Raw genomic sequence first — 25204 nt, 5'->3', positions numbered from 1 at the left:
GTCCCAATACCTGGGACCAAGTGCCGCCGCGGGTACGTCCACAGGGCCGTTCGCGCATGAGGCTCAGGAGGCTCGACTGCGCTCCGCGTGGTCCGGAAGGCGGCCTTCGGCATCCCGGACGAGCGCCCCATCGGCCGGCTCCGCGAACTCCTCACCACCGTGCGCCAGTTGCTGGAGACAGGCAGCGCCGACCGGACGCGCGCAGTCGACCCGGCCGTTCTCGACGACGGGGAGACCCCCGCCGCCGAGGTGCGCCGCTACCGCGAGGCCGGGGCGACGGAGGTGGTGTTCACGTCGACGGACCTGGCCGGGAGGCGGACCGGCGGCGCACCTGGAACGGGAAACTGCTCGGGGAACCGGCGCACACCCGAGAAGACGTCGGGCGTCCACGGTTCATGCGTGCACGGTTCGAACACGTACGGTTCAGGCACACACAGTTCAAGCGTTGACGTGACGGCGCGCGGCCGTCCCGCGCGGAGCGGCATGGTGCGCGGGCTTGTCCGCGCCCGTGCTCTGCAGGCGTCGCAGCCACAGAGACGTCACGGCCAGCAGACCCGTGAACACCAGCATGAAGAGCGCGGACACCCACATCTGCCGGCTCCCTGGATGCTGCCAGCCCACCCAGGCGGCCGACGCGGCCCACAGCAGGACGGCGGCGGCGTAGAAGGTGCGCATCCGGTGCAGCTGCCGCACGGCCCTCAGGGGCATGGAGTGATCTTTCTTCGGTGCCATGCCGGACCGTGTACCCCCGATGCTCCCCGATTCACCGGTCATCGGCCTGTGTCCCCCCGGCTCCCGGCCGACCGCCACGCTGTTCGAAGTCACGCCGGACCGCCGCCCCCTGGTCCTCGACCAGACCGGACGGATCCGGGAGTTCGAGTACGGTTCTGCAGTGTTCGCACACGGTGTCGTGCACGGCGGGCCTGCTGCCGCACACCTTGCAACGGCGATGTGCTTCGCGGTCGCTGTCGTTCTCCGTCATGACATCTCCTGCTCGCGGTCGGACCGGCCATCGTGCGGAGGCCGGGTGCCCAGGGAGCGAGCCATGACTCCCCCGAAGCCGTCGGGGCGGAGCCCCGGGAGGACCACTCGGAGAATCACTCGGCGGTCTACTTGGATTCGACCCGGCCCAACGGCTTCGCGCCGGTCGTCAGCGCGTCCCGCGTCGTCTGCCACGCGTCGTCGCCGGGGTGGAACCGCGTACGGAGGTAGGCCGCGGTGAGCCGTCCGACCGCGGCGACCCGCTCCGGGTTCTCGTCCGTGGTCTCGGCGACGTCGTACCCGGCGATCCCACCGAGCCCGTGTTCGGCGTCGAAGAGGGTGAGCAGGGTCTTGGGGCCGGGCGCGAGGGTGTACGGGTCCACGTGCCAGTCCGGCCCCATGTCCGTGAAGTGCCGCGAGTCGTCCTTGTCTCCCGCGACGACCAGCGCGGGTGTGGTCATCGTGGAGAAGTCGACCACCTTGAAGAACGGGATCGCCTTGGCCATGGGGCCGTTCAGCACGTCACCACCCCTGCCGGGAGCGGCCAGCAGCACACCTGCCTTGATACGGGGTTCGGCGAGGTCCACCTCCTCCCCAGTGTCGGGGTCGGTGACGCGGGCCCCCAGCAACAGACCGGCGGTGAAGCCGCCCAGCGAGTGACCCGCGACCGCGACCTTCCCGTGGTCGATGCGCCCCGCCAGTTGCGGCACGGCGGCCTCGATCACATCGATCCGGTCGAGGATGTGCGTCATGTCCTGGGCACGCGAGCGCCAGAAGAAGGGTCCGCCGGGGGCGCCGGCGAGCACGTCGCTCAGCGTCCTGGAGCTGAGATGGGTCGGCTGCAGGACCACGAACCCGTGCGCCGCCCAGAAGTCGGCGAGCGGCGCGTAGCCGTGCAACGAGGAGAGATGGTTCGAGCCGCCGTGACCGTGGGAGAGGAGGATCACGGGCAGATCGGTGCCGGTCGCCGGCGCGGAGACACGCACCTGGAGGTCCACGGGCCGTCCGGGCACGGACAGCACCACCGGGCTGTACGAGAGGACGGGCGCGGGTGAGCCGAGGACGGTGGCCGTGCCCTTCGCGGCCTGCGCCCCGGCCTCGGTCCCGGCCTCCGCCCCGATGTCACTGCCGGTGCCCCCGGCTATGTCACTGCCGGTGTCGCTGTCCGTGTCGGTGTGGGTGTACGCACTCATGATCAGCGGTTCCCTTCTGGTCGGGTGGTCAGGCATGTCCGGTCTCGGCTAACCTGAACCGGAACGTTGCTCCACATAGTATTCGGAACAGCGCTCCGCTTTGTCAACCGCAGCCGGAAGGAAGCCTGGTGTCCACCGAGAACCCCGCCGGAAAGGCGACGGCCCGCAACAAACGGGCCGACGCGGTGCGCAACCAGCAGACGCTGCTCGCCGCCGCCGCCGAGGTCTTCGTCACCTCGGGCGTCGACGCGCCGATCCGCCAGATCGCGGCCAAGGCCGGGGTCGGGATGGGGACGATCTACCGCCACTTCCCGACCCGGGCGGACCTCGTCACCGCCGTCTACCGCCACCAGATCGAGGCGTGCGCGGAGGCCGGTCCGCGACTGCTGGCCGAGGCCGATTCGCCGTTCGACGCCCTCCGCCAGTGGATCGACCTCTTCGTCGACTTCCTGGTCACCAAGCACGGACTCGCCGACGCCCTCCAGTCGGACAGCAACCGCTTCACCGCGCTGCACACCTACTTCCTCGACCGCCTGGGACCCGTCTGCACGGAACTGCTCACGGCCGCGGTCGACTCCGGGGACATCAGGCCCGGCACACAGCCCTACGAGCTGATGCGCGGCATCGGCAACCTGTGCATCGGACGGGACAGCGACCCGCGCTACGACCCGCGGCGGCTGATCGAGCTGCTGCTCCTGGGGCTGCGGCAGCCTCGGCAGACCTGAGCCGGACGGTCCCCGCGCCGACTCGCTCGCCACAAGGACGTCACGACATCCCCCGAAGGCTGTCACGACTTCCCAAATGACTCTGGACACAACGGAGTTGGGACATCACCATGGTGCGCACATCATGGGTCGGCAGTGGGGTGTCGACCGGCGGGGCGAGCCGGGGGTGGCCGTGGAGTACGAACGATTGCCGCGCGAGTACCGGATGAGACGGTCCCGCAAACACGCGTTCCTCTGGGTGATCGCCATCGGCACACTGACCCTGGTGCTGCCCCTGTGGAGCGCCGACGACCTGTCCGCCTCGCTCCGGTACCCCTTCCTCCTGGCATGGGTGGCCCTGATGGGGTGGCTCTTCTACGCCACGCTCCGCTGCCGGACCGCCGTGGACATCAAGGCGATCCACGTACGCGGCATGGCCAAGCGCCGACGGCTGGCATGGGAGGACATCCAGGACATCAGGGCGGAGCTCAATCCCGCTTCGGCGGTACAGAGCGGTGCGGCCAACGTCCTGGTGCACGCCTACGGTCGGGACGGCAGCAAGGTGCTGCTGCCGTTCGTCGACGACCTGCACGTGAACGTGGAACGCGAACTGCAACTGCTGATCGGCGCCTGGGAGGAGTTGCGCGGCGAGGACTGGGTCCCCGACCCGCAGGCCGCCTTCCTCATCGACCGGCGCGACGCCCGTCAGGCGGCCTTCATGATGGGATTCGCCGCCGTGATGCTGGCGTTCATCCCGCTGACCGTACTGATGCTGCTGCCCCTCTTCGTCGACCTGCCGGAGTGGCTGGCGTCGGTCCTGACACCGTTCCTGGTCATGGGGGTGGGGGCGCCCCTGATCTTCGTACTCGCCGCGACGGCCTCGTACCGCAGCCGTCGGAGCAGCAGCGGCTGACGCGGATCAGACCTCGGGAGTCCGGAGAAGGTCGGGAGTCCGGAGAAGGAACGGGAGCAGGTGTTCCAGGAGGGCGTCGGGGCGTTCCTCCGGTACGTAGTGACCGCAGTCGGGCAGGACGACGCTGTCGAGCCGCTCGGTCACACGGGCCAGCAGGGCTTCGAGACGGTCGCCCTGTCCGCGGGACCCGGCGACACCGAGGACCGGCATGGTGAGCGGATGCTGCTTACGGCGCTCGTTCTGGGCGATGTTGTCGTCGGTGGCCCGGTAGTGGTCGAAGCTGGCACGCAGCGCTTCGGGGTCGCGGGCGATGGTCTCGACGTAGAAGTCGACCGCCGAGTCCGGCAGTGGCCGCACGGCCTTGTGACGGAACTGGTCGCCGTAATAGATGTGTTCACGACCGCGGACGAGTTGTTCGCTGACGGATCGTTTTCGGTTGAAGGCGAAGTGCCACAGCATGTCGTTCTGCGCCTCGGGGCCGAAGACGGGCAGGGCGGGCGCGAGTCCGGGGATGGTGGCGTCGAGCAGGGCGAGGCGTTCGACCGCGTCGCCGTGGTCCGCGGCGAGGGCGTAGCCGATCCACATGCCGACGTCGTGTCCGGCCATGGCGAAACGGTCGTGGCCCAACACCCGCATGAGGGCTACGAGTTCGGCGGCCACGGTGCCCGTGTCGTATCCCCCGTGCGGCTTGTCGGACCGTCCGACGCCGCGCGGGTCGACCGCGACGACGCGGAAGTGTTTGGCCAGACGCGGCATGACGAAGCGCCACACGTACCAGTTCTGCGGCCAGCCTCCGACGAGCAGGAGAGGTTGTCCGGCGCCTCCCTGGACGGTGTGCAGTTCCACCTCGCCGACACGCACGAGGGAGCTCTCGAAGACGTCGGTGAAGCCGTCGGGAAGCCATGGAACTCCGCTCACGGTGCCGAATCCGGCGAGTGGGCGGTGGGTCGTCACGGTCATGGACGTTCTCCTCGGGGATGCGAAAAAGAACCCGTTCAACTGGTTCTTGCGAACCACTTAAACCGGTTCGCCAAACCCATGTCAAACGTTGGCCTCCCTTCGGCGGAGCGACTACCATGAACCACCATGACCGGTTCACCTGCCGCCCGAGGCACCCCTACCGCGGTCCATTCCGCGACCCCTGCGCGGCGCCGCCCGCAGGACTTCCGGCTCGGCAACGAGATCCTCGCGTTCCGCTTCGTCGCCACGCTCGGGGAGCGGCGGGCCGAGCCGCTGGAACGGATCACCACCCCGGAACAGCTGCGGGCCTGGTGCACGGCCAATGACCTCGGCGGCACGGACATGCCGGTCTCCGACGCACTCCTGCGGGACGCCCGCGAGCTGCGCGAGGCCATTCACCGGGCAGGGAGTGCCGTCGCCTCGGGCGGCACGCCGGAACCGGCGGACGAGGAACTGCTCAACCGCTGGACCGCACGTCACCGGGCGCGGCTCGCCCTCACCGGCGGACGGGCGCAGTGGCATCTCCCGGACACCGACCCCGCGCGCGCCGCGCTCGCCGTCGTCGCCCTGGACGCCGTCGCGACGCTCGGCGGCCACCGCGACGGCGTGATCAAGCGGTGCGAGCAGCCCACCTGCGGCGGGCTCTTCATGGACACCAGCCGCGGCGGACGACGCCGGTGGTGCTCCATGGCAACCTGCGGAAACAAGATGAAGAAGGCCAACCTGAAGGCGGCGCGGGGCGGGGCCTGACCCGAGGCCGCAGCCAAAAACGGAGCCGAGCACCGGCCCCGCACGCCGCACAGACCCGGCCGGACGAGCCCGCCCCGCTCGCCCGGTCGGTGCGATCAGCCGGCCGTCGGCAGGGGGAAGAGCAGGCAGCTGCTGGTGGCGTGGGCGAGCAACCGGTCGGTGGAGTCGAGGAGTTCCGCCTGAGCGAGGGCGGTACGGCGGCCGCTGTTCAGGACGGTGCCGACAGCGCGGACCTTGCCCGTGTCCACGGTGATCGGGCGCAGGAACTTCAAGGAGAGGTCGAGCGAGGTGTACGCCATGCCCTCGGGCAGCACCGACTGGACGGCACAGCCGGCCGCCGAGTCGAGCAGCGTGGCGTAGACACCGCCATGGACGCTGCCGATCGGGTTGTAGTGCTCCTCGCCCGGCTCCAGGACGAAGACGGCCCGGCCCGGCTCGACCTCCTCCAGGGCGAAGCCCAGGGCGGCGGCGATGGGCGGGGCGGGCAGGCGTCCGGCGACGATGTCGCGCAGGAAGTCCAGGCCGGTGGCCTTTCCCACGGCGCCCGCCGAGACGGCCGGATCCTCCCAGGTGAACGTGCGCGTTCTGTCCATGACCCCTTCTCCACCAGTCATTTTCCCGGCCGCTTCCCCGGCTGACTATTTTTATCGAAGCTAGCCAGTCCGCCCTCTGGCTGTCAATGGTGAAGCTGGCCTAGGGTCGTCCCATGGAGTGGGTCGAGGTCAGCACCGAGAACTGCACGGTCCAGCGAACACTGGACGTGATCGGCGAGAAATGGTCGCTTCTCGTGCTCCGGGACGCCATGAACGGGGTCCGGCGCTTCGACGACTTCCGGCGGCACATCGGCCTCTCGGACGCGGTGCTCGCGGACCGGCTGCGCAAGCTGGTCGGAGCGGGAATCCTGGACAGCGTTCCCTACCAGGAGTCCGGCCGGCGCACCCGGAACGAGTACCGGCTCACGAAGAAGGGCTGGGACCTGTGGCCCGTCATGCTCGCCCTCAAGGGGTGGGGAGACCGGTACACCGCCGACGCGGAGGGGCCACCGCTCGACGTCTTCCATGCGGACTGCGGTGAACCCGTACACACGGTCGTCACCTGTGGTCACGGCCACGGCCCCCTGCGCCCTCAGGAGGCACGCACCCGCCCGGGGCCTGCCGCCCGGCCCGTCGGCAGGCAGTAGACGACCGGTCGTACACTCGCCGTATGGGACGGACCAGCGATGCCAGGGTGAAGATCCTCAGCGCCGCCCGGTCACTCATCGAGCTGCGCGGTTACTCGGCCCTGGGTGTGGCCGAGATATGCAAGGCGGCCGGGGTGCCCAAGGGCAGCTTCTACTACTTCTTCGAATCCAAGGAAGCGCTCGCGCTGGCCGTGATCGATGAGCACTGGACCGGCCAGCGGCGCGCCTGGGAGCGCATCCTGAGCGCTGATACCGACACCGGCGCCAACGCAGACCCACTGGACCGGCTGCGCCGGCTGTTCGAGGAGACCGAGGCCGGACAGCTCGCCGGGCAGGAGAGCTGCGGCAGCGTCTCGGGGTGCCTGTTCGGGAACCTCACGCTGGAGATGAGCAACCAGACGGAGTCCGTCCGCGCGCGGCTCCAGGAGATCTTCGAGGCCCAGGTCGAGATGGTCGACGCGGTCATCGCCGAGGCCCTCGCCCGCCAGGAGGTCACCGTGACCGACACCCGGGAGGCCGCGCGCTCGGTGGTCGCGCAGTTGGAGGGACAGGTGCTGTTCGCCAAGCTCTACAACAACACCCGACGCCTCGGCTCGCTGTGGACGAACTGCCTGGCCCTGCTCGGTGGCCGCGCGGCCGGTGAAGCCACAGTCCGTGAAGCCACGGTCAGTGAGGTCACGGTCGGAGGCTGACTCCCACCGGAGGGCACCTGGCCGCGGCGGCCACCTGAGGTCTCGTCACCTCTTCGTCACTGGCCGCGCCAGATGTTGTCGAAGGCCGCGTTCTCGATGCTCCGGCGCTGCCGTACGGCCTCCAGTTCCCGCACCGCGTCATTGACCGCGGCCAGTACGGTCACCACCGTGTCGTCGACGAGGGTCGCGGCGTCTTCGGCGGGCTCCTCGTGGACGCCCACGGCCGCCGCGAGGAAGGCGAGGACGGGTTCGCCGGACGTCCAGCGGTCGGCCGCCCGGCGGCGGGCCGGTGAGTCGGTCAACGTCGTGGTGTCGCTCCGGAACGGGATCCACTGGTGGCGCGGGCGAGTGGTCCCCCCTTCCTCGCCCAAGAGGTCGAGGTAGGCGGAGGACAGTCCACGGCCCCGCCGCCACAGCCAGTCCTCGACGGTCTCGTACGGCGCCTCGCGGGTCAGCGCCGAGGCGGCCTCGTCCAACAGGCGGTCACCGGACGCTCCCTGCGGGCCGGGCACGATGCGGTCGTCGTCCAGAGTAAGGGCCTGGGCCTTGCCGAGATCGATCAGTTCGGCTCCCGCGAGGGCCAGCGACAGGTCCCCCTGTCCGACGGGACTGCTGGACGCCACGTCCATGGTGATGATCAACAAATCGCGCGGTGTGGTCATGACGAGCTCCATGTCAGAGGCATCTGCGTCGGAGGTACCGGTGTCAGAGATATCGGTCCCGACATCATCACCTTAGGCTCCCGCCGACCGGGAGGCGTGACCTCTCGTCCACGTAGCATGACGGGCATGGAGCTGCGCCAACTGCGGTACTTCGTCGCGGTCGCCGAGGAACTGAACTTCGGCCGGGCCGCCGAGCGCCTGCTGATCGCGGGGCCCTCCCTGTCCCAGCAGATCAAGGCCCTCGAACGCGACCTGGGTGTGCGACTGTTCGACCGCGACCGCCGCTCGGTGTCCCTCACTCCGGCCGGTTCGGACCTGCTCCCGCACATCCGCGCCCTGCTGGAACGAGCCGGTGACCTCCAGCGGCGCGCCGGACGGCTGGCCGGATCGGAGCCCGTACGGCTCGGCTACGTCAACTGGCTGCCTCCCGACCTGACCACGCGCGCCGCAGCGGTGGCCCGACTGCACATCGACGCGTGGATCGCGCCCTCGCACACGCAGGCCGCGCGGGTCGCCGACGGCAGCCTGGACCTCGCCGTCTGCTGGGTCAGGACCGAGGACCTGGAACGACGTGGCCTGCACGCCCGGCTGATCGGCGCCGACCGGCTCTACGCCGTCTCCACCGGAGACATGACGAGCAGCGTGGCGGCCCGGGACACCGCCGTCCTCCTCGACGACGACACCACCTCCTGGTCGTCCTGGAACACCTACGCCGAACTGCTGGCACGTGACACCGGGACCCGTGCGGTACGCATCACCGACGGCGGTATCACCGGGCCCGCGTTCTTCGACCATGTGCGCCGCAACGACCGTCCGGTCATCAACTCGCCCAAGGGACAGACCACTCCCCTGCCGGCCGATCTGGTCCGGCGTCCGGTCGTCGCTCCGGAGATCCACTGGACCTGGTCCCTGGTCCGCCGCGAGGGCGAGGACCGTCCCGCGGTGCTCGCCCTCGTGGACGCGCTCTGCGACGGCGTGGGCAACCTCGGCCTCCACGCCCCGGACGCCTGGCTGCCCGAGGGTGACCCGCACCGCTAGAGCGCATCAGCTCGGGGCTTGTCCGCCGCCATGTCCGCCGCTCTGCAGCTGTGCCGCTGACATGCGCTGGAAGGCTGCGCCTACCAACAGCTAGGAAACCGGTCCTGACCAGGGCCCCGTCGACCTTTGACTCCCCTCTTGGAGCGGCCTACATTCCGGATAGTCGACCGGTCGGCTAGCGGATCGGACGAGAAACCACCTCACCCCGAAGAAGGTCATCATGAGCTCCCAGAACCAGAAGGTCGCCGTCATCACCGGTGCTTCGCAGGGCATCGGCGCGGCCCTCGTCGACGCCTACCGCAAGCTCGGTTACGCCGTCGTCGCCACCTCACGCAGCATCGAACTCTCCAATGACGCGGGCGTCGTGACCGTGCGGGGTGACATCGCCGATCCCGCGACCGCCGAGCGCGTCATCGCCGCCGGCGTCCAGCAGTTCGGACGGATCGACACCCTCGTGAACAACGCCGGTCTCTTCGTCGCCAAGCCCTTCACCGACTACACCGCCGACGACTACGCGACCGTGACCGGCGTGAACCTGACCGGCTTCTTCCGCATCACCCAGCTGGCCGTCGAGCACATGCTCGCCCAGGGCGGCGGCCACATCGTCAACATCACCACCAGCCTGGTCGACAACGCGGACTCCAGGGTCCCCTCCGTGCTGGCCTCGTTGACCAAGGGCGGGCTGCAGTCCGCGACCAAGTCCCTCGCCATCGAGTACGCGACCCGCGGCATCCGTAGCAACGCGGTCTCCCCGGGCACCGTCAAGACCCCGATGCACCCCGAGGAGAGTCATGCGGCCCTCGCCGCCCTGCAGCCGGTCGGCCGACTCGGCGAGGAGAGCGACATCGTCGACGCGGTGCTGTACCTGGAGAACGCCCCGTTCGTCACCGGCGAGATCCTGCACGTCGACGGCGGCACGAGCGCGGGCCACTGACCCGCCGCGACCGACCCGACCCACGACGCCCCGGCACGCCACGCCCCAACTGCAGCGAGCCCGGCCCCAGCGACAGGAGAACTCCGATGAGCGACATGACAGACAGTGAAGCGATCCTGCGGGATGTGCTCGACCGGTGGAAGGCCGCCGTCGACCAGCACGAACCGCAGCGGGTGGCCGCCCAGTTCACCGAGGACGCGATCTTTCAGGGACTGCACCCCCACAGCGTCGGAAGGCCGGGCGTCGCCGCCTACTACGCGTCCCAGCCCCTCGGGCTGACGGCCGAGTACCGGATCCTCGAAACCCGGCGCCCCGCCGACGACCTCGTGCTCGGCTACCTGAGCGTCGACTTCTCGTTCACGGACCGCCCCACACTCGGCGTCAACCTCGGTGTGCTGGTGCGGCACGGAGAGGAGGACTGGCAGATCAGCTACTACCAGGTCTCACAGCCCAGTTGAGCCGGTTTGCTGCCGACCGGGAACTGTTGCTCGGTCGCTGTCGGCCAGCAGAAGCCTGGCGGCCACCGCCGCCCCGTCGGTGCGGATCGCACCGGCCACGGCGGTGGCCCGTACGCGGGTCTCGGGGGCCAGGGCCGTCCTGAGCGCGGCGGACAGGGACTCGACGGTCGGAGCAGGACCGTCGTGGGCCGCACCGATCCCCAACTCGGCCACACGGGCGGCGAAATACGGCTGGTCGCCACCCTGGGGCACCACCACCTGCGGTGCGCCGGACCAGGTGGCCGTGGTGGTCGTACCCGCGCCACCGTGGTGGACGACGGCGGCCGCCCGGCCGAACAGGGCCTGATGGTTGGCCTCACCGACGACGAAGCAGTCGTCCTGACCGTCGACCGGGGCCAGGCCGGCCCAGCCGTGGGAGACGATCACGCGACGGCCCTGCGCACGGACCGCTCCCACGGTCACCCGCGCGACCTCCACCGGGTCGCCCATGGGAACGCTGCCGAAGCCCACGTACACCGGCGGCGCACCGGCATCCAGGAACGCCAACAGCGCGTCGGGGAGCGGGCGTTCGTCCGGCACGAGCCACGCGCCGGTCTGCACCACCTCCAGGTCCGACGGCTGCTGCCACGGGGCCAGGACCGGGTCGGAGGCCAGCCACGGACGGTCGGTGAAGACATGGTCGCGGACGTTGCCGACGGGCGGCAGACCGACCGACACCCGGTGGGTGTTGATCGCCTCGCCGAACACGGCTTGCGCGTCGAGCGCGTCCTGGTCCCACAGCGCCTGGTTGTCGGTCACATCCGCCGCCAGCGGCTTGCCCGGCCGCGGAATGGGCCGGTGGTGGGGTGAGGGCAGGCTGACCGGCTGGTAACTCGCGTACACATACCGGATGCCCAGTGTCTCGGCGGCCGACCTCACACCTGCCACGGCCGGTACGAGGCCGGTCGCCACCAGCACATCGGCCCTCGCGCCCGCCGCCATGACGTTGTCGTGGAAGGCGGCGACCAACTCGGCCGCACGCTTGGGGACTCCCCCGGCCGTCGGCGGTGTCCTGCCGGTCACCAACCGGCGCACCGACTGCCCGGTCGGCACCATCTCCACACCGACCCCGGCCAGCCGCTCCGCGAACTCCTCGTCGGGCGGCGCACACACGCACACGTCCGCACCGAGCCCCCGCAGCTCAACGCCGAGCGCCACAAGCGGTTCGACCCCACCGCGAGAGTCATAGGCCGCCAACACCACACGCATTCAGTACCCCTGCCCCAGCAAAGCCTTCAGCCCCTGATTACTCACGAGTGCGATGTCACACCTGTGTGCAACTATCGCATCAACGACCGATGACCCAGGGGGTTTCATGTTGGACGGCAACTTCGGCCTGCCCGCGAGACGGGGCCGACCGGCCGCATTACCGGCCGTGTTCGCTGCTCTCGTCGCACTGTTCGCCTCATTGTTGATCCTGCCCGGCGCGGGCCCGGCTGCGGCAGCGGACACGGCAGCCGCGGCCGAGGAGTGCTCGCCGCTCGCGCTCGCGCCCTTCGGCGATCCGGGCAGTGCCGTCGGGAAGGCGACCGTCGCACCCGGCTCAAGTGTCTGTTACACCGTCACCGTCGAGACGCCGGGGCTCCATCTCGCGCCGGCGCTGGACGCCGGCGGCAACAAGATGACCAGGGAACTGCTCGCAGCCGACGGCAGCAAGGTGGACTGTTCCGGCGACTCGTACACCACGAACGGCATGTGCGCGGTGCCCGCGGCCGGCGCCTACACGTTGAAGGTGTTCAACACAGGCTGGGAGGACGAGACCACCTCGGTCACCCTGGTACCGCTCGGCTCGACCCGGGGCTGCGCGGACGAGGCCGGGACCAACTGGGACCAGCCGGAAGCGGCCCGAACGACCGTGAGCCCGGTCGAGGTCGACTGCCAGCCCTTCGAAGGGAAGCGCGGCGACCGGGTCCGGCTCACGCACGGCTCCAAGTCGTCCGGCGAATCGCTCGCCTGGATCACCGATGACACCGGCGCCCGCATCTGCGAGCGCTTCCCGGAGGACAACGAGGACAGCTGCGTCCTTCCCGGCGACGGTCCCTACCGGGCCCTCTCCACCATCCGGTACGCCGAGAACGGCTTCCCCGCCCAGTACGCGGTGAAGGTGCGCCGGCTCAGTGACCCGCAGGGCTGCACCACGGCCCCGGTCCGCCCTTACGGCCCGCTGGAGCAGCAGGACTTCGTCGTCAACCCGTGCTTCACGTTCACGGCCGACGCGGCAGGCCCGTACACCGTGCACTCCGTGGACGAGAATCGTGAGGTGGGGGTGGCCCGGGTGTACGACGCGGCCGGGCTGAGTGTGTGCCGTTACGGGGCCGACCCGTGCACGGTGAAGGCGGCGGGCACCTACACGGCCGTCCTCGACGGCACCTATCCCTTCCGCAGCACCCGCGCGGATCTGGTCCTCCTCGACCGGACTTCCGACGCCGGTTGCCTGGCAGCCGGAACCGGCCTGTACAAAGGCGAGTTGACCACTCCGGGACAGTACGACTGTCTGACGCTGGATGCTCCTCAGGGTGCCAGGATCGCCGCGCTGACCGCGCTCTCCGCCCCCGGCGTGGACGCCGATGTGGAGGTGCTCGACCAGGACGGGAAAGTCCAGTGCGGCGCGGCCGATCTGTCCGGCGGCTACTGCGCGCTGACCGGTGCGGCTCCCTACCGGCGCTGATGCACACCACGGACAGCGGTGACGGCGCGACGGGCCCGTACTCGGTGGCGTTCCATCGCACCGACGCGGCGAACGACTGCCGCGTGCTGCCCGCGGGCAGTTTCACCGCCGCCGGTGCCAAGGCCACGCTGGACACCGGCGACGGTGTCTTCTCGCACTGCCTGAGTGTTCCGGCCGGTGCGCACACGAAGTCCGAGCTCTTCCACCTGACCGCCGCCTCGGGCGGTGTGGCGGGGAAGTTCTCGGTACTGGACGACACCGGCAAGAAGGTCTGCGAACGCAGTGCCAGCACCGACGGCTGGACGCTCTGCCCACTGACTCCCGGGGCGGCGCACACCGTGCTCGTCACCGGCCGCGACCAGGCCGCCACCTACACACTGGCCAGGTACGACGTCACCTCGACGGCCTCCTCGGCGGGCTGTGTGAAGTCCGGTGCCTCGAAGGTCGGCGGTCCGTCCGTTCTTGGTTCCTACGGCGCCCCCGGCACCCTGAACTGCCACCAGATCACCACCGACGCGGCCACCGATGTCCTGCACCTCGACGTACGGGACGCGCTGGGCACCGCCAACATCGTCGTCCTCGGCGAAGACGGCACCACCGAGTGCTCGTTCCGCAACCGGTCCTGCGCGGCCACCGGCTCCACCACCCACCAGGTCGTGGTGCAGACCCCGGCCACGCTGAAAGCGGCACCGGAATACCACCTGGACGCCCTGCGCATCGCGACCGCGGACGGTCCGGCCGCGGAGTGCACCAAGGTGCCGTCCGTGTCGTACGGCTACGGTCCGATCACCGGCACCCTCGACGAGTCGCACTCCGCGGTGTGCGCGGCTCTGCCCACCGGCGGTTTCGACCGCTTCAACGCCGAGATCACGGACACCACCGGCGCCACCACCTCCGCGGTGCCGGCTCTGTACAACAGCGCCTGGAACAACGGCTGTACGCCGACCTCCTCCGGCACTCCGTGCTCGGTGGGCGGGTCGTCCTCGGCCGCCAGCCCGACCGTGTTCGTGCTCGGCCTGCCGGAGAAGGCGTCCAGCACCGCCTACAGCGCCAAGCTGGTCTGTTCCTCCACGCTGTGCGGCACGGACAAGGTGAGTGTCACCGGGGTCGGCCCGGGCACCGGGGCCGTCGGCGCCAAGGTCACGCTCACGGTGACCGGCACCGCGCTGCCCGCCGGTGCCACCGTACGGCTGAGTCAGAGCGGCCAGACCCTCACCGCTGCCACGCAGTCGGTCTCCGCCGACAACCGGACACTCACCGCGACCCTCGACCTGACCGGCGCCGCGACCGGCACCTGGAACGTCAGTGTGTTCGCCGGCTGCTGCGAGTACCAGCGCGGCACGTTCACCGTCACGGCCGCCGCGAAGTAGTACGACACTACTGACCGCTGGCCCAACAGGAGGAGCCCAACAGGAGGAGGGGGTGGCCCCGGGGCCACCCCCTCCTTCGTTCAACTCACCGACCCAGCAGGCATGCGCTACATGCTCACGCCCCTACCGCGGGCGCGAGCAGCCTCGAACAGGGTCGGATCGTGGGCGCTGACCACTGTCAGGTCGGTCTCGGTGTCTTTGTGGAGGTCGGCGAGGCGGGTCTGGTTGGCTCTCAGGGCCTTGATGTCGTGGGCGACCAGGCGTTCCTGGATCCGGAGTGCGGCCGGGACATGGGTCGTGCCGTCGAGTGTGCCCGGGTGGTAGAACGCGTCTCCGCAGTGCAGGACCCAGTGGTCGCCGGCGTCGACCGCGACCGCGGCGTGGCCTCTGGTGTGGCCCGGCATCGGCACCAGCACGATGCCGTCGTCGATCCCGGTGAGCTGCTCGGCGGCGGCGAATCCCCGCCACTGTTCTCCGGTCGGGTCGTGACGCACCAGCTTCGGGTGGTGGGAGAGTTGCGTGGATCGATATCTGCTCTTCTCCAGTCGGGTGGCCGGTGACAGGGCCCCGTGTGCTTCCGCCGCCGTGACGTGGACCTGTGCGTCCGGGAAGTCGGCGAGGCCTCCGATGTGGTCCAGGTCGAAGTGGGTCACCACGATGTGGGTGACGTCCTCCGCCCGGAAGCCGAGCTGCCCGATCTGGTGCAGTGCGGTCTCGTGGAGGTCGAGGGCAGGGCGGACGATGTGGCGTATGCCGCCGAGGCGACGGGCCGGTTCGGCGATGTCCTGCGTCCCGAAACCCGAGTCGACCAGGACCAGTCCCTTGTCCGTCTCGACCGCCAGGACGTGGCAGACGAGCGGGGCGGCCGGCAGGCGCATCGTCCCGCAGTTGAGGTGGTGGACCTTCATCCGAGAGCCTCCATCATCTCGGCCATGGCCGAGGGTCCGCCCTCGATGAGTGCGGCGTCGACGCGCTGGACCGGGTGACTGCCGTCCCAGTGGGCGGCGGCCGTCTTGATGAGGTCGAAGACGAGTTTCTTGCTGCCGCCGAGGTCGGAGATCTCGATCACGGTGCCGGGGTGGTGCCCGGTCTCCAGGTAGGCGAAGCGCCCGTCGTCGCCGATCCGGCCCTCCTGCCCGACGGTGAAGCCCGCGGCGAGCGCGCGGTCGTACAGCTCCTGGTAGTCCTCGCTCCAGTACGCGACATGCTGGACGCCCTCGTGTCCGGCGTCCAGGAAGTCGCGGTACATCGACGGGGCGTCGTTGACGGGGGTGATGAGTTCGAGCTGGATGTCACCGCTGTTGGCGAGCGCGACATCCATGGCCATGTCGGAGGGCCGGCCCCGGTGGGTGAAGTCGGCGGGCCGGACGCCCTTGAGGTGGAACCAGGGGCCGATTCCGCAGGCGGCGAAGTCGCGCATGGATGCCTCGATGTCCCGTACGACGTAACCGATCTGGGCGATGCTGCCGAACATGTTCGCCGTGGCGGTGGGTGCGGGTACGGGGCCGGTGTGGGCGTCGGCGAAGGACAGTACGACCTTGCCCGTGGCGCCGTCGGCGCGGAGCAGGTCGGCTGCGTCCTTCGCGCGCTCGGCGGGGAAGACCGTGTCGAGGCGCGGAGTGATCCTGCCGTCCGCGACCGCGGACAGCACCTCCTCGTACAACGCGGCGACGACATCGCCGAGTTCGGCCCGGCTGCGGATGCTGAACGTCGTGCCGATCAGCTTCTGCCGTCGGAACGCGAGGGTGTCCAGGTCGATGCCGGTACTGGCGCCTGCCAGGCGTCCGATGCTGACGATCGTTCCGCCGACGGCGGTCGCGGACGCGAGGGTGGTGAACAGGTCTCCGCCGACGTGGTCGAGCGTGATGTCGGCGCCCTTCCCGCCGGTGGCGGCGAGGACGGCGTCGGCGAGGGACTCGGTGCGGGTGTCGACCGCGATGTCGGCGCCCGCCGCCAGGAGGACGGCGGTCTTGGCCTTGCTGGTCGTGGTCGCGATGACCGTGCCCGCCCCGAGGGCCTTCGCGAGTTGGATGCCGACCAGGCCGACCGAGCTGGTGCCGCCGACGACGAGTACCGAGTGCCCGGGCTCGAACCCCGCCTGGGTAACGAGCGCGTCATGCTCGGTGATGAGGCCGACGGGCAGCGTCGCCGCCTCCTCGAAGCCGAGGCCGTCGGGTATGGGGACGAGCATGCGCGGGTGGCACAGGGCGTAGTCGGCGAACGCGCCCGCCGTGATGCCCATGACCCGTGTCCCCACGGGGAGTCGGGGTGCGAGCAGGCTGCTGGTCTCGACGACGCCCGCGATCTCCATTCCGGCGGTGAACGGGCCCTCGCCCTGGGAGTTCGCGGTGTACGTGCCGTCGAGGGCGTACAGGTCGGCACGGTTCAGTCCGGCGGCCATCACCTGGACGCGGACGGCCCCCAGTTGCTCGGGGAGGTCGATCCGCTCGACGGTCCAGTCCTGTCCCTTGCCGCCGATGAGCGCGCGCATGGTCATGGTCGAACCTCCTGCGTTGGGTGGCGGATCACTTGACGAAGTCGGGCGGGGTGGTCTCGACGAGCCGCGGATCCGGTGTGCCGCCCGCCATGGACAGGACTCCCCTGACGATGCGGGCCAGCTTGAGCAGGCCGCTCGGTTTGCGTTTGTCGACGCCCGCCACCAGTTGCTTCAGGATGGTCAGTTGGTCGAAGTAGATCCGCTCGGTGACAAGGTTCTCGTTCTCGTCGAAGACGAAGAACGCGTTCATGCGCGTACGGTGCTCGCCGCCCGTCGGCGGTATCTTGCCGAGGGGGCCGAGGTGTGTGCCCAGCAGCCAGAACTCCACGATGACCGCGTCGACGCTGTGCCGGAACGCGATGATCTCGTGGCGCTGGTCGGGGAAGGCGACACGGGTGTCGTCGTAGTACGCGCGGACGTCCGCGTCGCCGTGGTGCACCTTCATCTGCGCGATGAGTTCGTAGTGCGGGTGCGGGAAGGTGGACAGGGTGGCGTCCCAGTCCTGGGCCACCTCGTCGCGGAAGTGGTCGAGGACGAGTGTCTCCCGGGCGCGGAGCACGGACTCGTCGGGCAGCACGAAGCGGTTCATGGTCGGGCTCTCTAACGGGTGTGGGTGAGGGCGTGGTGGCTGAACGTCGGTGTGGTGCCGGGGTTCGTCCAGGCACCTGTCAGCTCGCTGGACGGGAAGAACTGCAGGAAACGCGGGTCCTTCTGACTCGGATCGGCGAGCGTCTTCTCCAGGACGACCGAGTTGTACTGGTCGGCCGTGGTCTCGATGGTGTTGGCGTTGAGGACGGCCTCGTACGCCCACTCGCGGCTCCACCTGGCGAGCCCCGGCAGCTTCGAGTGTTCCGGTGTCAGGCATTCGGCCGCGATGACGTTCTCGCTGCTGACCCAGATGCCGGTGGAGGTGTTGACGACCAGGCTCTGGTTGCCGAACACATGGCCCGGTGTCTTCACCACGGCGACGCCGGGGCCGAGGACCACCGAGCCCTCGATCGGCAGGAACGCCTCGGGCGGTACGTCACGGTAGGCGGCGGGCTGGTACCAGGGCTTCTGCAGCGGATGCAGTTCGGCCATGCCCGCGAGTTCGTCGCGCTGCACGATGACCTTGGCGTTCGGGAAGGCCGCCTCCGGGCGACCGCCGAGGTCCTCCTGGTACGCCGTCGTGCCCACCCAGCGCCGGAGATCCTGCGTGTGGAGGTGGTCGAACAACAGGTAGTCGACGTCCTGCGGCGCGATGCCCAGCGTGGCGAGATGCTCCAGGACCGTGGCGTACCGGGTCAGCATCAGACGGGCCACGGGGGCGGGCGTCCGCCGGCTGAGCCGGTCGAAGTACGGGGTGTACTGGCCGAGTTCGACGTCACTGGGCTCGAACAGCAGCACCCGGGCCCGGCCGTCGCTCTCGTGCCAGCGGATGACGAGCATGCGGTTGGTGATCGACAGGAACGGCGCGACGGCTCGCGAGGCGCGGAAGAGGCCGAACCGCGTCGGGTAGGGCAGGGTGACCAGATCGCAGGTGGTGATGCTGTCCGGGGTACCCGTCGTCGCGAACTCGCGCTTGAACCTGACTCCTTCGGTGCGGGCCGCGGCCAGACGTGCGCCCGGCCCGCCCGGTATGCGGCTCGGATCGGTGAGTGAGTCGACCGGGGTGCCGACGCCCGGCAGGTCGACCACGTTCGCCGTGTTCCACGGAAAGGGCTGCATGCCGGTCTCCATCGGTTAAATTCCACGTCGTGGGTATTACGCATCACGGTTATATTCCACACCGTGGATTTCCGCAAGGATGAGGCATGATGAAGGGGTGACGATTCGGACAGCGCCCGCCGACCAGCAGCCCGGAACCCCGCCCCGGCGCGGCCGGCCTCGTAAAGGTGCCGGAACGCTGACCAGGGACGCCGTCATCGGGGCCGCGATCTCGGTCATCGACGAGGAGGGCGTCGAGGGTGTCAGCATGCGAACCGTGGCCCGGCGCCTGGGAGTCGACGCGAAGAGTCTCTACAACTACGTCGACGGCAAGGACCACCTCCTCGACGCCGTCGCCGAACACATCCTGGTCAAGGTGGCGCTCCCGGAGCCGACGGGCTCGCTCGACGCGGATCTGCGCGCCATCGGGAGGACGTTCCGGGCCGCCACGCTCGCGCATCCCCGCGCCGGTGCCCTCGTACTGACCCGGCAGCTCTCGTCCTCGGCCGGTCTGCAGCCCGTCGCCACGGTGCTGTCGGTGCTGCGCGCCGCCGGGTGCGGACCCGACGAGGCGGTGCACCTGCTCAGGACGCTGCTGGCCTCGGTCATCGGGACCCTGCTGCGGGAGGTCGCGGCGGGTCCGACCTTCGGGGTGGTCGGCCCCGAGGCCACGGCGGCACGCCGGCGCGACCTGGAGGCTTCAGGCCTGCCCGTGCTCGTCGAAGCGGCTCCGCACCTGGCGCGGTTCAGTCACGACGAGGAGTTCGAGTACGCGCTCGATCTGATCGTCACCGCCGTCACGAGGAAGGTCGGCGACGGCGGCCGGTCATGACTGTCCTCGCTCTGACTCCCGCGCGTCAGGAGTGCGGCTGCGAAGGCGGTTTCACCAGGCCGCTCTGGTAGGCGATGACGACGAGTTGTGCGCGGTCGTGGGCGTGGAGTTTGTTCATGGCCCGCTGGATGTGGCTGCGTACGGTCAGCGGGCTCAGGACGAGTTGATCGGCGATCTCCGTGTTGGACTTGCCGTGCGCGGCCAGCGCCATGACCTCGCGCTCCCGTTCGGTCAGGGCCTTGAGGATGTCGGGCAGCGCGGGGAAGGTGTCGTTCCGCGGGGCGGCCAGGAAGCGGATGATGAGTGAGCGCGTGGCACCGGGCGAGAGCAGCGCCTCCCCGGCCGCCACGGTGCGGATGCCGGACAGCAGTACCTCGGGGCTCACGCCCTTGCCGAGAAACCCGCTGGCACCGGCGCGCAGCGCCTTGGCGACGTTCTCGTCGTTCTCGAAGGTGGTGAGGACGAGGACGCGGGTCGCCGAGAGTTCCGGCCGGGCGCAGATGACTGCGGTGGCGGACACTCCGTCCAGATTCGGCATGCGGAGATCCATGAGGAGGACATCGGGGCGGTGGGTCTCCGCGAGATCGACGGCCTCCTGTCCGTCGGCGGCCTCCGCCACGACGGTCATGTCGGGGACCGACTCGATGAGGATGCGGAAGGTGGCCCGGAGCAGGGCCTGGTCGTCGGCGAGCAGTACACGAATGGTCATGGGGAGGGACTTTCTGGCTTGCCGGCGAGCGGAACGGCGCAGCTGACCTCGAAGCCACCCTGCGGGCGCGGCCCGGCGTGGAAGGTGCCCCCCGCCGCCGTGGCGCGCTCGCGCATACCGAGCAGGCCGAAACCGCGTGCACTGCCGGGCGGTGGTGGTGCGGGTCTACCGGGAGCCGCGTCGTTGGTGACGGTCAGGGTCAGCCGGTGCGGTGTGTAGGCGAGCCGGGCCCGAGCGGCGTGGGTCGCGGCGTGCTTGGTGACGTTGGTGAGTGCCTCCTGGATGATCCGGTAGCACGTCAGGTCCACGCCGGGGGCCAGTGGACGGGCCGGGCCCTCGATCGTGACGGTGACCTCCAGTCCGGCCGCCGCGCACGCTTCGACGAGGTGGGGCAGTTGGCCCAGCCCCGGCGCGGGGGCCAGGTCGTCGCCGTCGTCGGTGTCCTGGCGCAGCAGGCCCACGGCCGCCTTGAGTTCGTCCAGCGCCGCGGCGGTGGTCTCCGCCAGCTGGTCGATGATCTGGAAGGCCTGCTCCGGGTGGGTGCGGGAGAGGTGGGCCGCGGTACCTGCCTGGGCGCTGGCCAGGGTCAGATGGTGGGCCACCACGTCGTGCAGTTCGCGGGCGATGCGCATGCGCTCCTGCACCACCCGGTGCCGTGCCTCCTCCTCGCGTTCGTGGGCGATGTGCTCGGCCCGGGCCACCGCGTAGTCGCGGCGCAGTCGGATGTAGCCGCCGAAGGCCGCGGACAGCAGGACCCAGGCCGCGGGGTTCACGACGGCGAGGATCAGCGAGTCGTGGACCGAGGTGAAGAGCAGACCCGTGACGACCATGCAGGCCGCGCCGGTCAGCGCGCTGCGCCAGGTGATCGTGCGGCGGACGCGCACGCTCGTCGCGTACTGGGCGACCAGCAGCGGTCCCATGAGCAGAGGCGTCAGCAGGTAGCCGAGCGCTCCTTGGCCCACGGTGCACACGAGGGTGACGGCGAGGGTCTTGAGGGGGTGGCTCCGGCGCCAGGGCAGTACACCGCAGGCCACGACGGACAGGACGACGCCGGGCCATACGCGCGGCGGTTCGGTCGCGACCGTCCGGGTGAGCACGACGCCGGAGACGGTGAAGACGAGGAGCAGGGCCAGCGTCACGGCCTCGACGGCTCCGGGACGGGTCGTGGTCAGTCGCTGCCAGCTTGTGCTCATCATGCTCCGAGTCGGGTCCGAGGACAGACATGATCACAGGTCGTCGGCCGCGGCGCCGCTTCGCACGGCACCGCGGCCCGGGGTGACGGCTCACCGCCGCGCCGGCCGGTTCACCTCCGTGGCAGACGGCTCACAGCGGTGACGGCCGTCCGCGTCCGATACGTGCAGACACGTGCCGCCCGTCAGATTCGAGCCGGTTGCCTCGGCGCTGAGGACTCGTCGGCCGCGGGCCCGTCGACGGCATGCGTGCCGAGTCCGCTGCCCTCGACGTCGACATGGGGCAGCGCCCGGTCCAGCCGGCGCGGTATCCACCAGGCCTTGTCGCCGAGCAGGGCCAGCACCGCCGGGACGAAGGCCATCCGCACGACGAACGCGTCGAACAGGACGGCCACCGCGAGACCGAAACCGATGGTCTTGATCATCGACTCCTCCGCGCCGATGAATCCGGAGAACACCGCGATCATGATGGCCGCCGCCGCGGCGACCACCCGGGCGCTGTGCCGGAACCCGGTGACCACCGCCTGGGGCGACCGGTCCCCATGGACGTACGCCTCCCGCATACGGGCCACGAGGAACACCTCGTAGTCCATGGCCAGGCCGAAGACGATGCCCACCAGGAAGATCGGCATCAGGCTCATGATCGGGCCGGGCTGCTCCACGCCCAGCAGGTCCGCGCCCCAGCCCCACTGGAAGACCGCGACGACCGCGCCGAGGGAGGCGAGCACGGACAGCAGGAACCCGAAGGCCGCCTTGACCGGCACGAGCAGGGAACGGAAGACCACCAGCAGCAGGAGCAGGGCCAGGCCGACGATGACGGCGAGGTAGGGCAGCAGCGCGTCCTGGAGGGCCTGCGCCACGTCGATGTTCATCGCGGTGCTGCCGGTGACCTCGAAGGTCGCCCCCGTCTCGCTCTCCAGACCTGCCCGCTCGGCGCGAATACTCTGGACCAGGTCCTTGGTCTTCTCGTCGTTGGGGCCGGTGGACGGCACCGCCGAGAAGAGCGCGGCGTCACCCGCCTCGTTGAACCGCGGTGAGGAGACGGACACCACGCCGTTCGTGCTGCCGATCTTCTCCGCGATCACCTTCACGGCCTGCCGGGCGTCGGCCGGGTCCTGCACATCGGCGACGTCCGCCACGACGGTCAGGGGCCCGTTGAATCCCGCGCCGAAGCCCTCGGCGAGTGCGTCGTAGGCGCGCCGTTCCGTCGACGCGGTGGACTTGGACTCGGCTCCCGGCATGCCCATCTCCAGCTCGGTGGCGGGCAGCGCCAGGACGCCCAACCCCGCGACGCACAGCACGAGTACGGGCACCGGGCGGCGCAGCACGAACCGCGCCCACCGGGACCCGCCGTTCTCCGTCGCGCCCGCGGCATGACCGACTGCCGAACGACCGTCGGCGGCGGGGCCGCGCTTCCGGTTGCGGCTGCCCTCGCGGCGGCGGCTGCGGCGCGAAAGCACCGCGTCGGGCCACATCCCGAGCAGCGCCGGCACCAGCGTGAGGGCGATCAGTACCGCGACGACCACGGCACCCGCGGCGCACAGGCCCATCTTGGTCAGCATGGGTACGCCGATCACCGAGAGACCGGCCAGTGCGATCACTACGGTCAGGCCGGCGAAGACGACCGCCGAACCCGCCGTCCCGACCGCGATGCCGACGGCCTCGTGCGGGTCGCGGCCGGCCGCGCGTTCCTCCCGGTAGCGGGAGACCACGAAGAGGGCGTAGTCGATGCCGACCGCGAGCCCGAGCATCGAGGCGAGCGTCCCCGAGGTCATGGACAGTCCCAGGGTGCTGCCCAGCGCCATGACGGCGGCCATGCTGACACCGACTCCGACGACAGCGGTCAGCAGGGGCAGTCCGGCTGCGGCGAGCGATCCGAAGGTGATCAGCAGTACGACGGCCGCCAACGCGATGCCGATCACCTCGGAGGAGCCTCCGGCCGCGGGCTGGGCGGCCAGCGCGCTGCCTCCGGCCTCGACCGTGAGACCGGCGTCGCGTGCCTCGTCGATGGCCCGTTCGAGCGCGGCCTTGTCCTCGTCCGTGAGTTCGGAGGCCGCGACCTCGAAGTTCACCGTCGCGTAGGCGGTGGAACCGTCCTTGCTCACCGCACCCGCCGTGAAGGGGTTCACGGCGCTGGAGACCCGGGGCTCGTCCGCGGCCTGCCCCACCAGTGCGGTGATGGCCTCGCGCTCGTGGGCCGCGATCACCTTCCGGCCGTCCGGTGCGATGAACACGATCTGCGCGGTGGCCCCGTCGGCCGACGAGCCGGGGAAGCGCTCGCCGATCAGGTCGAACGCCTTCTGCGCCTCGATACCGGGCATGAAGGAGGTGGTGTCGTCGGAGGCGGCGGGGGCCATGACAGCACCGGCACCGGCGCCGCCGACGATCGCCACCCACAGCAGGGTCACCAGCCAACGCCGCCGGAAGGCGGTCCGGCCCAGCCGATAGAGCAAAGTAGCCACGAGTAAGAGGTCTCCAGGTCTGGTTCGAATAGGTGGCCAGCCTGACGTGACGGGGTGCGGCAGGGCATCGTGCGCCTACTGGCAATGCCGTCTGATGACCAGGCACGAGCTGTCGCGCCCGTCTCCTACTTCAGGAGGAGCGGGAGAAGACGGGAACTACTGCACGGGTACGAGCGTGAGTGCGAGCCTGAGTAACGAGTACGACCGTGCCCCGCACCGAACACGCAGCGCGCCACCCAACGCGCCCAGCGCTCAGCACCCAGCGGGCGCTTTGCGCACATGTGCCGCGGAAAGCGATTTCCCGCCACCGGAGCTTCGCGATTCACCCTTCTCAGGTGCCCTTCCGGGGAACTACTGCCACACTCCCGGCGTCAAACGTATCGGGCTTGCCACCTCTGCGCTTTGCTTGACATTTCACCGAGACCCGAGCACACCCCGCATTCACCCTCCCGCACCGTGCGCCGAATACCCGTCGAGCCGCTGACCATTTGGGGACTATTCGCAGTGACCACCGTAATTGTGCAGCTTTCCGACGCCGTCGTCCGCCACTCCGACGACCCCAGGCCCGAGCCGCGTCTGGTGCGGCTGAGCCCTGGCCAGAGTGCCGAGTTCGGGCGGGGGAAGCCCGGGACACCGCTGCCCATACCTTTGCGTGACCCCGCGGTGTCGCGGTGCGCCGGACAGGTCGCCGCAGTGGAGGACTACTGGCGCCTTTCCAATTACAGCGCCGAGGCGACGTACGTCGTGGAGAACCTCGAAGGCGCGGGGGAACACATCCGTGTCGCACCGGGACGGATTGGTGCACCCGTCCCGTTCGAGCTGTCCCGGGTAATTCTGCCCGCGGCTGAAAACCCCATGGAATTCAAGGTGTTCGCACCCCAGCACGCGTATGCGGAAGCCGGGTGCGACAGCTCCGCCGGAGAACCGACCACGAGCCCCTTCTCGCTGAACCCCACGGCCAAGTATTTCCTGGTCCTGCTGGCCCTGTGCGAACCTCGGCTGCGCTCCCCTTCGAGCGCGGCCGTCCCGGGCGTGGGGGACGTTCTCGAACGGCTGCGACGGCTGCCGAGTTGCCATGATCTGACCCGGTCCGCGCTCAATTACCACATCGACTATCTCGCCGACACGAAGCTACGGCTGCGGGAGGGCCCCGGGGGTTCGTACGGCGAGGCGGGAGGCAAGCGCGAACGGCTGGTCAGCCTCGCACTGCGGTTCAATCTGGTCCGTGAAGAGCACTTGGCTCTGCTCCCCCCAGCCGTCAGACGCTGAACCGAAAGGCTCACCCA

General features: G+C 69.9%; 26 protein-coding genes and 1 pseudogene. 13 read left to right on the top strand and 14 right to left on the bottom strand.

Annotation, left to right across the window (positions count from 1 at the left end):
• Positions 1-198 precede the first annotated feature (198 nt).
• Positions 199-362: pseudogene (locus ACZ60E_RS02555) on the top strand (LLM class F420-dependent oxidoreductase); the annotation flags it as partial.
• Between the two features lie 76 nt (positions 363-438).
• Here ACZ60E_RS02555 and ACZ60E_RS02550 read toward each other — a convergent pair.
• From ACZ60E_RS02550 to ACZ60E_RS02540, 3 genes are all read right to left on the bottom strand, one after another.
• Complete coding sequence (locus tag ACZ60E_RS02550; RefSeq protein WP_384796969.1) at positions 439-708, bottom strand: hypothetical protein; 270 nt, start codon at positions 706-708, stop codon at positions 439-441.
• Between the two features lie 55 nt (positions 709-763).
• Positions 764-982 carry a hypothetical protein gene (locus tag ACZ60E_RS02545; protein ID WP_469437268.1) on the bottom strand — a complete coding sequence of 73 codons (219 nt, stop codon included), beginning with the start codon at positions 980-982 and terminating at the stop codon, positions 764-766.
• A 127-nt stretch (positions 983-1109) separates the two neighbouring features.
• The gene (locus ACZ60E_RS02540; protein WP_469437265.1) at positions 1110-2174 is read right to left on the bottom strand and encodes an alpha/beta hydrolase family protein; all 1065 of its coding nucleotides are present in this window, start codon (positions 2172-2174) and stop codon (positions 1110-1112) included.
• A gap of 128 nt (positions 2175-2302) precedes the next feature.
• On the opposite strand from ACZ60E_RS02540, the gene ACZ60E_RS02535 reads away from it, so the two are divergent.
• Positions 2303-2899, top strand: coding sequence for a TetR/AcrR family transcriptional regulator (locus tag ACZ60E_RS02535; RefSeq protein ID WP_469437262.1), 597 nt, complete (start codon positions 2303-2305; stop codon positions 2897-2899).
• 76 nt (positions 2900-2975) lie between these two features.
• Entirely contained in the window at positions 2976-3791 is an 816-nt protein-coding gene (locus ACZ60E_RS02530; RefSeq protein WP_384796957.1) for a PH domain-containing protein, read from the top strand.
• Positions 3792-3797: 6 nt separating this feature from the next.
• Here the strand turns inward: ACZ60E_RS02530 and ACZ60E_RS02525 are convergent, their stop codons facing one another.
• Positions 3798-4751 carry an alpha/beta fold hydrolase gene (locus tag ACZ60E_RS02525; protein WP_469437259.1) on the bottom strand — a complete coding sequence of 318 codons (954 nt, stop codon included), beginning with the start codon at positions 4749-4751 and terminating at the stop codon, positions 3798-3800.
• Positions 4752-4877: 126 nt separating this feature from the next.
• Between ACZ60E_RS02525 and ACZ60E_RS02520 the strand changes: the two genes are divergently transcribed.
• Positions 4878-5501, top strand: a complete 624-nt coding sequence (locus ACZ60E_RS02520) for a CGNR zinc finger domain-containing protein (RefSeq protein ID WP_469437257.1) — start codon at positions 4878-4880, stop codon at positions 5499-5501.
• A gap of 95 nt (positions 5502-5596) precedes the next feature.
• On the opposite strand, the gene ACZ60E_RS02515 is transcribed toward ACZ60E_RS02520, so the two are convergent.
• Complete coding sequence (locus ACZ60E_RS02515) at positions 5597-6094, bottom strand: PaaI family thioesterase (RefSeq protein WP_384796948.1); 498 nt, start codon at positions 6092-6094, stop codon at positions 5597-5599.
• A 113-nt stretch (positions 6095-6207) separates the two neighbouring features.
• Here ACZ60E_RS02515 and ACZ60E_RS02510 point away from each other — a divergent pair, with 113 nt between their 5' ends.
• Entirely contained in the window at positions 6208-6681 is a 474-nt protein-coding gene (locus ACZ60E_RS02510; protein WP_453790151.1) for a winged helix-turn-helix transcriptional regulator, read from the top strand.
• 23 nt (positions 6682-6704) lie between these two features.
• Positions 6705-7373, top strand: a complete 669-nt coding sequence (locus tag ACZ60E_RS02505; RefSeq protein WP_469437254.1) for a TetR/AcrR family transcriptional regulator — start codon at positions 6705-6707, stop codon at positions 7371-7373.
• 56 nt (positions 7374-7429) lie between these two features.
• Here ACZ60E_RS02505 and ACZ60E_RS02500 read toward each other — a convergent pair whose 3' ends face one another.
• Positions 7430-8035, bottom strand: a complete 606-nt coding sequence (locus tag ACZ60E_RS02500) for a GOLPH3/VPS74 family protein (protein WP_469437251.1) — start codon at positions 8033-8035, stop codon at positions 7430-7432.
• A 117-nt stretch (positions 8036-8152) separates the two neighbouring features.
• On the opposite strand from ACZ60E_RS02500, the gene ACZ60E_RS02495 reads away from it, so the two are divergent.
• The 3 genes from ACZ60E_RS02495 (at position 8153) to ACZ60E_RS02485 (ending at position 10465) form a co-directional block, all read left to right on the top strand.
• Positions 8153-9073 carry a LysR family transcriptional regulator gene (locus tag ACZ60E_RS02495; RefSeq protein ID WP_469437249.1) on the top strand — a complete coding sequence of 307 codons (921 nt, stop codon included), beginning with the start codon at positions 8153-8155 and terminating at the stop codon, positions 9071-9073.
• 220 nt (positions 9074-9293) lie between these two features.
• Positions 9294-10007 (top strand): SDR family NAD(P)-dependent oxidoreductase, encoded by a 714-nt coding sequence (locus tag ACZ60E_RS02490; RefSeq protein ID WP_469437247.1) that lies wholly within the window; start codon positions 9294-9296, stop codon positions 10005-10007.
• A gap of 86 nt (positions 10008-10093) precedes the next feature.
• Positions 10094-10465 (top strand): YybH family protein, encoded by a 372-nt coding sequence (locus ACZ60E_RS02485; RefSeq protein WP_469437245.1) that lies wholly within the window; start codon positions 10094-10096, stop codon positions 10463-10465.
• Here the strand turns inward: ACZ60E_RS02485 and ACZ60E_RS02480 are convergent.
• Positions 10451-11713, bottom strand: coding sequence for a glycosyltransferase (locus ACZ60E_RS02480; protein WP_469437242.1), 1263 nt, complete (start codon positions 11711-11713; stop codon positions 10451-10453). The genes ACZ60E_RS02485 and ACZ60E_RS02480 overlap by 15 nt on opposite strands.
• Positions 11714-11819: 106 nt before the next feature.
• On the opposite strand from ACZ60E_RS02480, the gene ACZ60E_RS02475 reads away from it, so the two are divergent.
• Positions 11820-13172 carry a hypothetical protein gene (locus ACZ60E_RS02475; RefSeq protein WP_469437240.1) on the top strand — a complete coding sequence of 451 codons (1353 nt, stop codon included), beginning with the start codon at positions 11820-11822 and terminating at the stop codon, positions 13170-13172.
• Entirely contained in the window at positions 13172-14542 is a 1371-nt protein-coding gene (locus ACZ60E_RS02470) for a hypothetical protein (protein ID WP_469437237.1), read from the top strand. The genes ACZ60E_RS02475 and ACZ60E_RS02470 overlap by 1 nt, the downstream gene beginning before the upstream one ends.
• A gap of 107 nt (positions 14543-14649) precedes the next feature.
• On the opposite strand, the gene ACZ60E_RS02465 is transcribed toward ACZ60E_RS02470, so the two are convergent.
• Genes ACZ60E_RS02465 through ACZ60E_RS02450 form a run of 4 tightly spaced genes read right to left on the bottom strand, consistent with a single transcriptional unit; the run spans position 14650 to position 18746 of the window.
• On the bottom strand, positions 14650-15450 hold the full coding sequence (locus tag ACZ60E_RS02465; RefSeq protein WP_469437235.1) for an MBL fold metallo-hydrolase: 801 nt from the start codon (positions 15448-15450) through the stop codon (positions 14650-14652).
• On the bottom strand, positions 15447-17039 hold the full coding sequence (locus ACZ60E_RS02460) for a zinc-binding dehydrogenase (protein ID WP_469437233.1): 1593 nt from the start codon (positions 17037-17039) through the stop codon (positions 15447-15449). Before ACZ60E_RS02460 ends, ACZ60E_RS02465 begins: the two co-directional genes overlap by 4 nt.
• Positions 17040-17067: 28 nt before the next feature.
• Positions 17068-17628, bottom strand: a complete 561-nt coding sequence (locus ACZ60E_RS02455) for an ester cyclase (RefSeq protein ID WP_385832126.1) — start codon at positions 17626-17628, stop codon at positions 17068-17070.
• Positions 17629-17639: 11 nt separating this feature from the next.
• Complete coding sequence (locus ACZ60E_RS02450) at positions 17640-18746, bottom strand: MBL fold metallo-hydrolase (RefSeq protein WP_469437230.1); 1107 nt, start codon at positions 18744-18746, stop codon at positions 17640-17642.
• 97 nt (positions 18747-18843) lie between these two features.
• On the opposite strand from ACZ60E_RS02450, the gene ACZ60E_RS02445 reads away from it, so the two are divergent.
• Positions 18844-19557: a TetR/AcrR family transcriptional regulator C-terminal domain-containing protein gene (locus ACZ60E_RS02445; protein WP_385832129.1), complete on the top strand. Its 714-nt coding sequence runs from the start codon at positions 18844-18846 to the stop codon at positions 19555-19557.
• Between the two features lie 25 nt (positions 19558-19582).
• On the opposite strand, the gene ACZ60E_RS02440 is transcribed toward ACZ60E_RS02445, so the two are convergent.
• From ACZ60E_RS02440 to ACZ60E_RS02430, 3 genes are all read right to left on the bottom strand, one after another.
• Entirely contained in the window at positions 19583-20266 is a 684-nt protein-coding gene (locus ACZ60E_RS02440; protein ID WP_469437228.1) for a response regulator, read from the bottom strand.
• Complete coding sequence (locus tag ACZ60E_RS02435) at positions 20263-21459, bottom strand: ATP-binding protein (RefSeq protein WP_469438307.1); 1197 nt, start codon at positions 21457-21459, stop codon at positions 20263-20265. Before ACZ60E_RS02435 ends, ACZ60E_RS02440 begins: the two co-directional genes overlap by 4 nt.
• 182 nt (positions 21460-21641) lie before the next feature.
• Positions 21642-23918 (bottom strand): MMPL family transporter, encoded by a 2277-nt coding sequence (locus ACZ60E_RS02430; protein WP_469437226.1) that lies wholly within the window; start codon positions 23916-23918, stop codon positions 21642-21644.
• Positions 23919-24422: 504 nt separating this feature from the next.
• On the opposite strand from ACZ60E_RS02430, the gene ACZ60E_RS02425 reads away from it, so the two are divergent.
• Positions 24423-25187, top strand: a complete 765-nt coding sequence (locus ACZ60E_RS02425) for a serine/threonine protein kinase (protein ID WP_469437224.1) — start codon at positions 24423-24425, stop codon at positions 25185-25187.
• Positions 25188-25204 lie beyond the last annotated feature (17 nt).

It is taken from the genome of Streptomyces sp. NPDC102514, from assembly GCF_055584525.1.
The sequence above is the reverse complement of the archived record's forward strand: the minus strand, read 5'-3'. Positions and strand labels throughout refer to the sequence as shown.

Coding starts and splice junctions, on each gene's coding strand:
- ACZ60E_RS02550 (WP_384796969.1), bottom strand. CDS start 708: ATGCCCCTGAGGGCCGTGCGGCAGCTGCACCGGATGCGCACCTTCTAC.
- ACZ60E_RS02545 (WP_469437268.1), bottom strand. CDS start 982: ATGACGGAGAACGACAGCGACCGCGAAGCACATCGCCGTTGCAAGGTG.
- ACZ60E_RS02540 (WP_469437265.1), bottom strand. CDS start 2,174: ATGAGTGCGTACACCCACACCGACACGGACAGCGACACCGGCAGTGAC.
- ACZ60E_RS02530 (WP_384796957.1), top strand. CDS start 2,976: ATGACTCTGGACACAACGGAGTTGGGACATCACCATGGTGCGCACATC.
- ACZ60E_RS02525 (WP_469437259.1), bottom strand. CDS start 4,751: ATGACCGTGACGACCCACCGCCCACTCGCCGGATTCGGCACCGTGAGC.
- ACZ60E_RS02520 (WP_469437257.1), top strand. CDS start 4,878: ATGACCGGTTCACCTGCCGCCCGAGGCACCCCTACCGCGGTCCATTCC.
- ACZ60E_RS02515 (WP_384796948.1), bottom strand. CDS start 6,094: ATGGACAGAACGCGCACGTTCACCTGGGAGGATCCGGCCGTCTCGGCG.
- ACZ60E_RS02510 (WP_453790151.1), top strand. CDS start 6,208: ATGGAGTGGGTCGAGGTCAGCACCGAGAACTGCACGGTCCAGCGAACA.
- ACZ60E_RS02505 (WP_469437254.1), top strand. CDS start 6,705: ATGGGACGGACCAGCGATGCCAGGGTGAAGATCCTCAGCGCCGCCCGG.
- ACZ60E_RS02500 (WP_469437251.1), bottom strand. CDS start 8,035: ATGACCACACCGCGCGATTTGTTGATCATCACCATGGACGTGGCGTCC.
- ACZ60E_RS02495 (WP_469437249.1), top strand. CDS start 8,153: ATGACGGGCATGGAGCTGCGCCAACTGCGGTACTTCGTCGCGGTCGCC.
- ACZ60E_RS02490 (WP_469437247.1), top strand. CDS start 9,294: ATGAGCTCCCAGAACCAGAAGGTCGCCGTCATCACCGGTGCTTCGCAG.
- ACZ60E_RS02485 (WP_469437245.1), top strand. CDS start 10,094: ATGAGCGACATGACAGACAGTGAAGCGATCCTGCGGGATGTGCTCGAC.
- ACZ60E_RS02480 (WP_469437242.1), bottom strand. CDS start 11,713: ATGCGTGTGGTGTTGGCGGCCTATGACTCTCGCGGTGGGGTCGAACCG.
- ACZ60E_RS02475 (WP_469437240.1), top strand. CDS start 11,820: ATGTTGGACGGCAACTTCGGCCTGCCCGCGAGACGGGGCCGACCGGCC.
- ACZ60E_RS02470 (WP_469437237.1), top strand. CDS start 13,172: ATGCACACCACGGACAGCGGTGACGGCGCGACGGGCCCGTACTCGGTG.
- ACZ60E_RS02465 (WP_469437235.1), bottom strand. CDS start 15,450: ATGAAGGTCCACCACCTCAACTGCGGGACGATGCGCCTGCCGGCCGCC.
- ACZ60E_RS02460 (WP_469437233.1), bottom strand. CDS start 17,039: ATGACCATGCGCGCGCTCATCGGCGGCAAGGGACAGGACTGGACCGTC.
- ACZ60E_RS02455 (WP_385832126.1), bottom strand. CDS start 17,628: ATGAACCGCTTCGTGCTGCCCGACGAGTCCGTGCTCCGCGCCCGGGAG.
- ACZ60E_RS02450 (WP_469437230.1), bottom strand. CDS start 18,746: ATGCAGCCCTTTCCGTGGAACACGGCGAACGTGGTCGACCTGCCGGGC.
- ACZ60E_RS02440 (WP_469437228.1), bottom strand. CDS start 20,266: ATGACCATTCGTGTACTGCTCGCCGACGACCAGGCCCTGCTCCGGGCC.
- ACZ60E_RS02435 (WP_469438307.1), bottom strand. CDS start 21,459: ATGAGCACAAGCTGGCAGCGACTGACCACGACCCGTCCCGGAGCCGTC.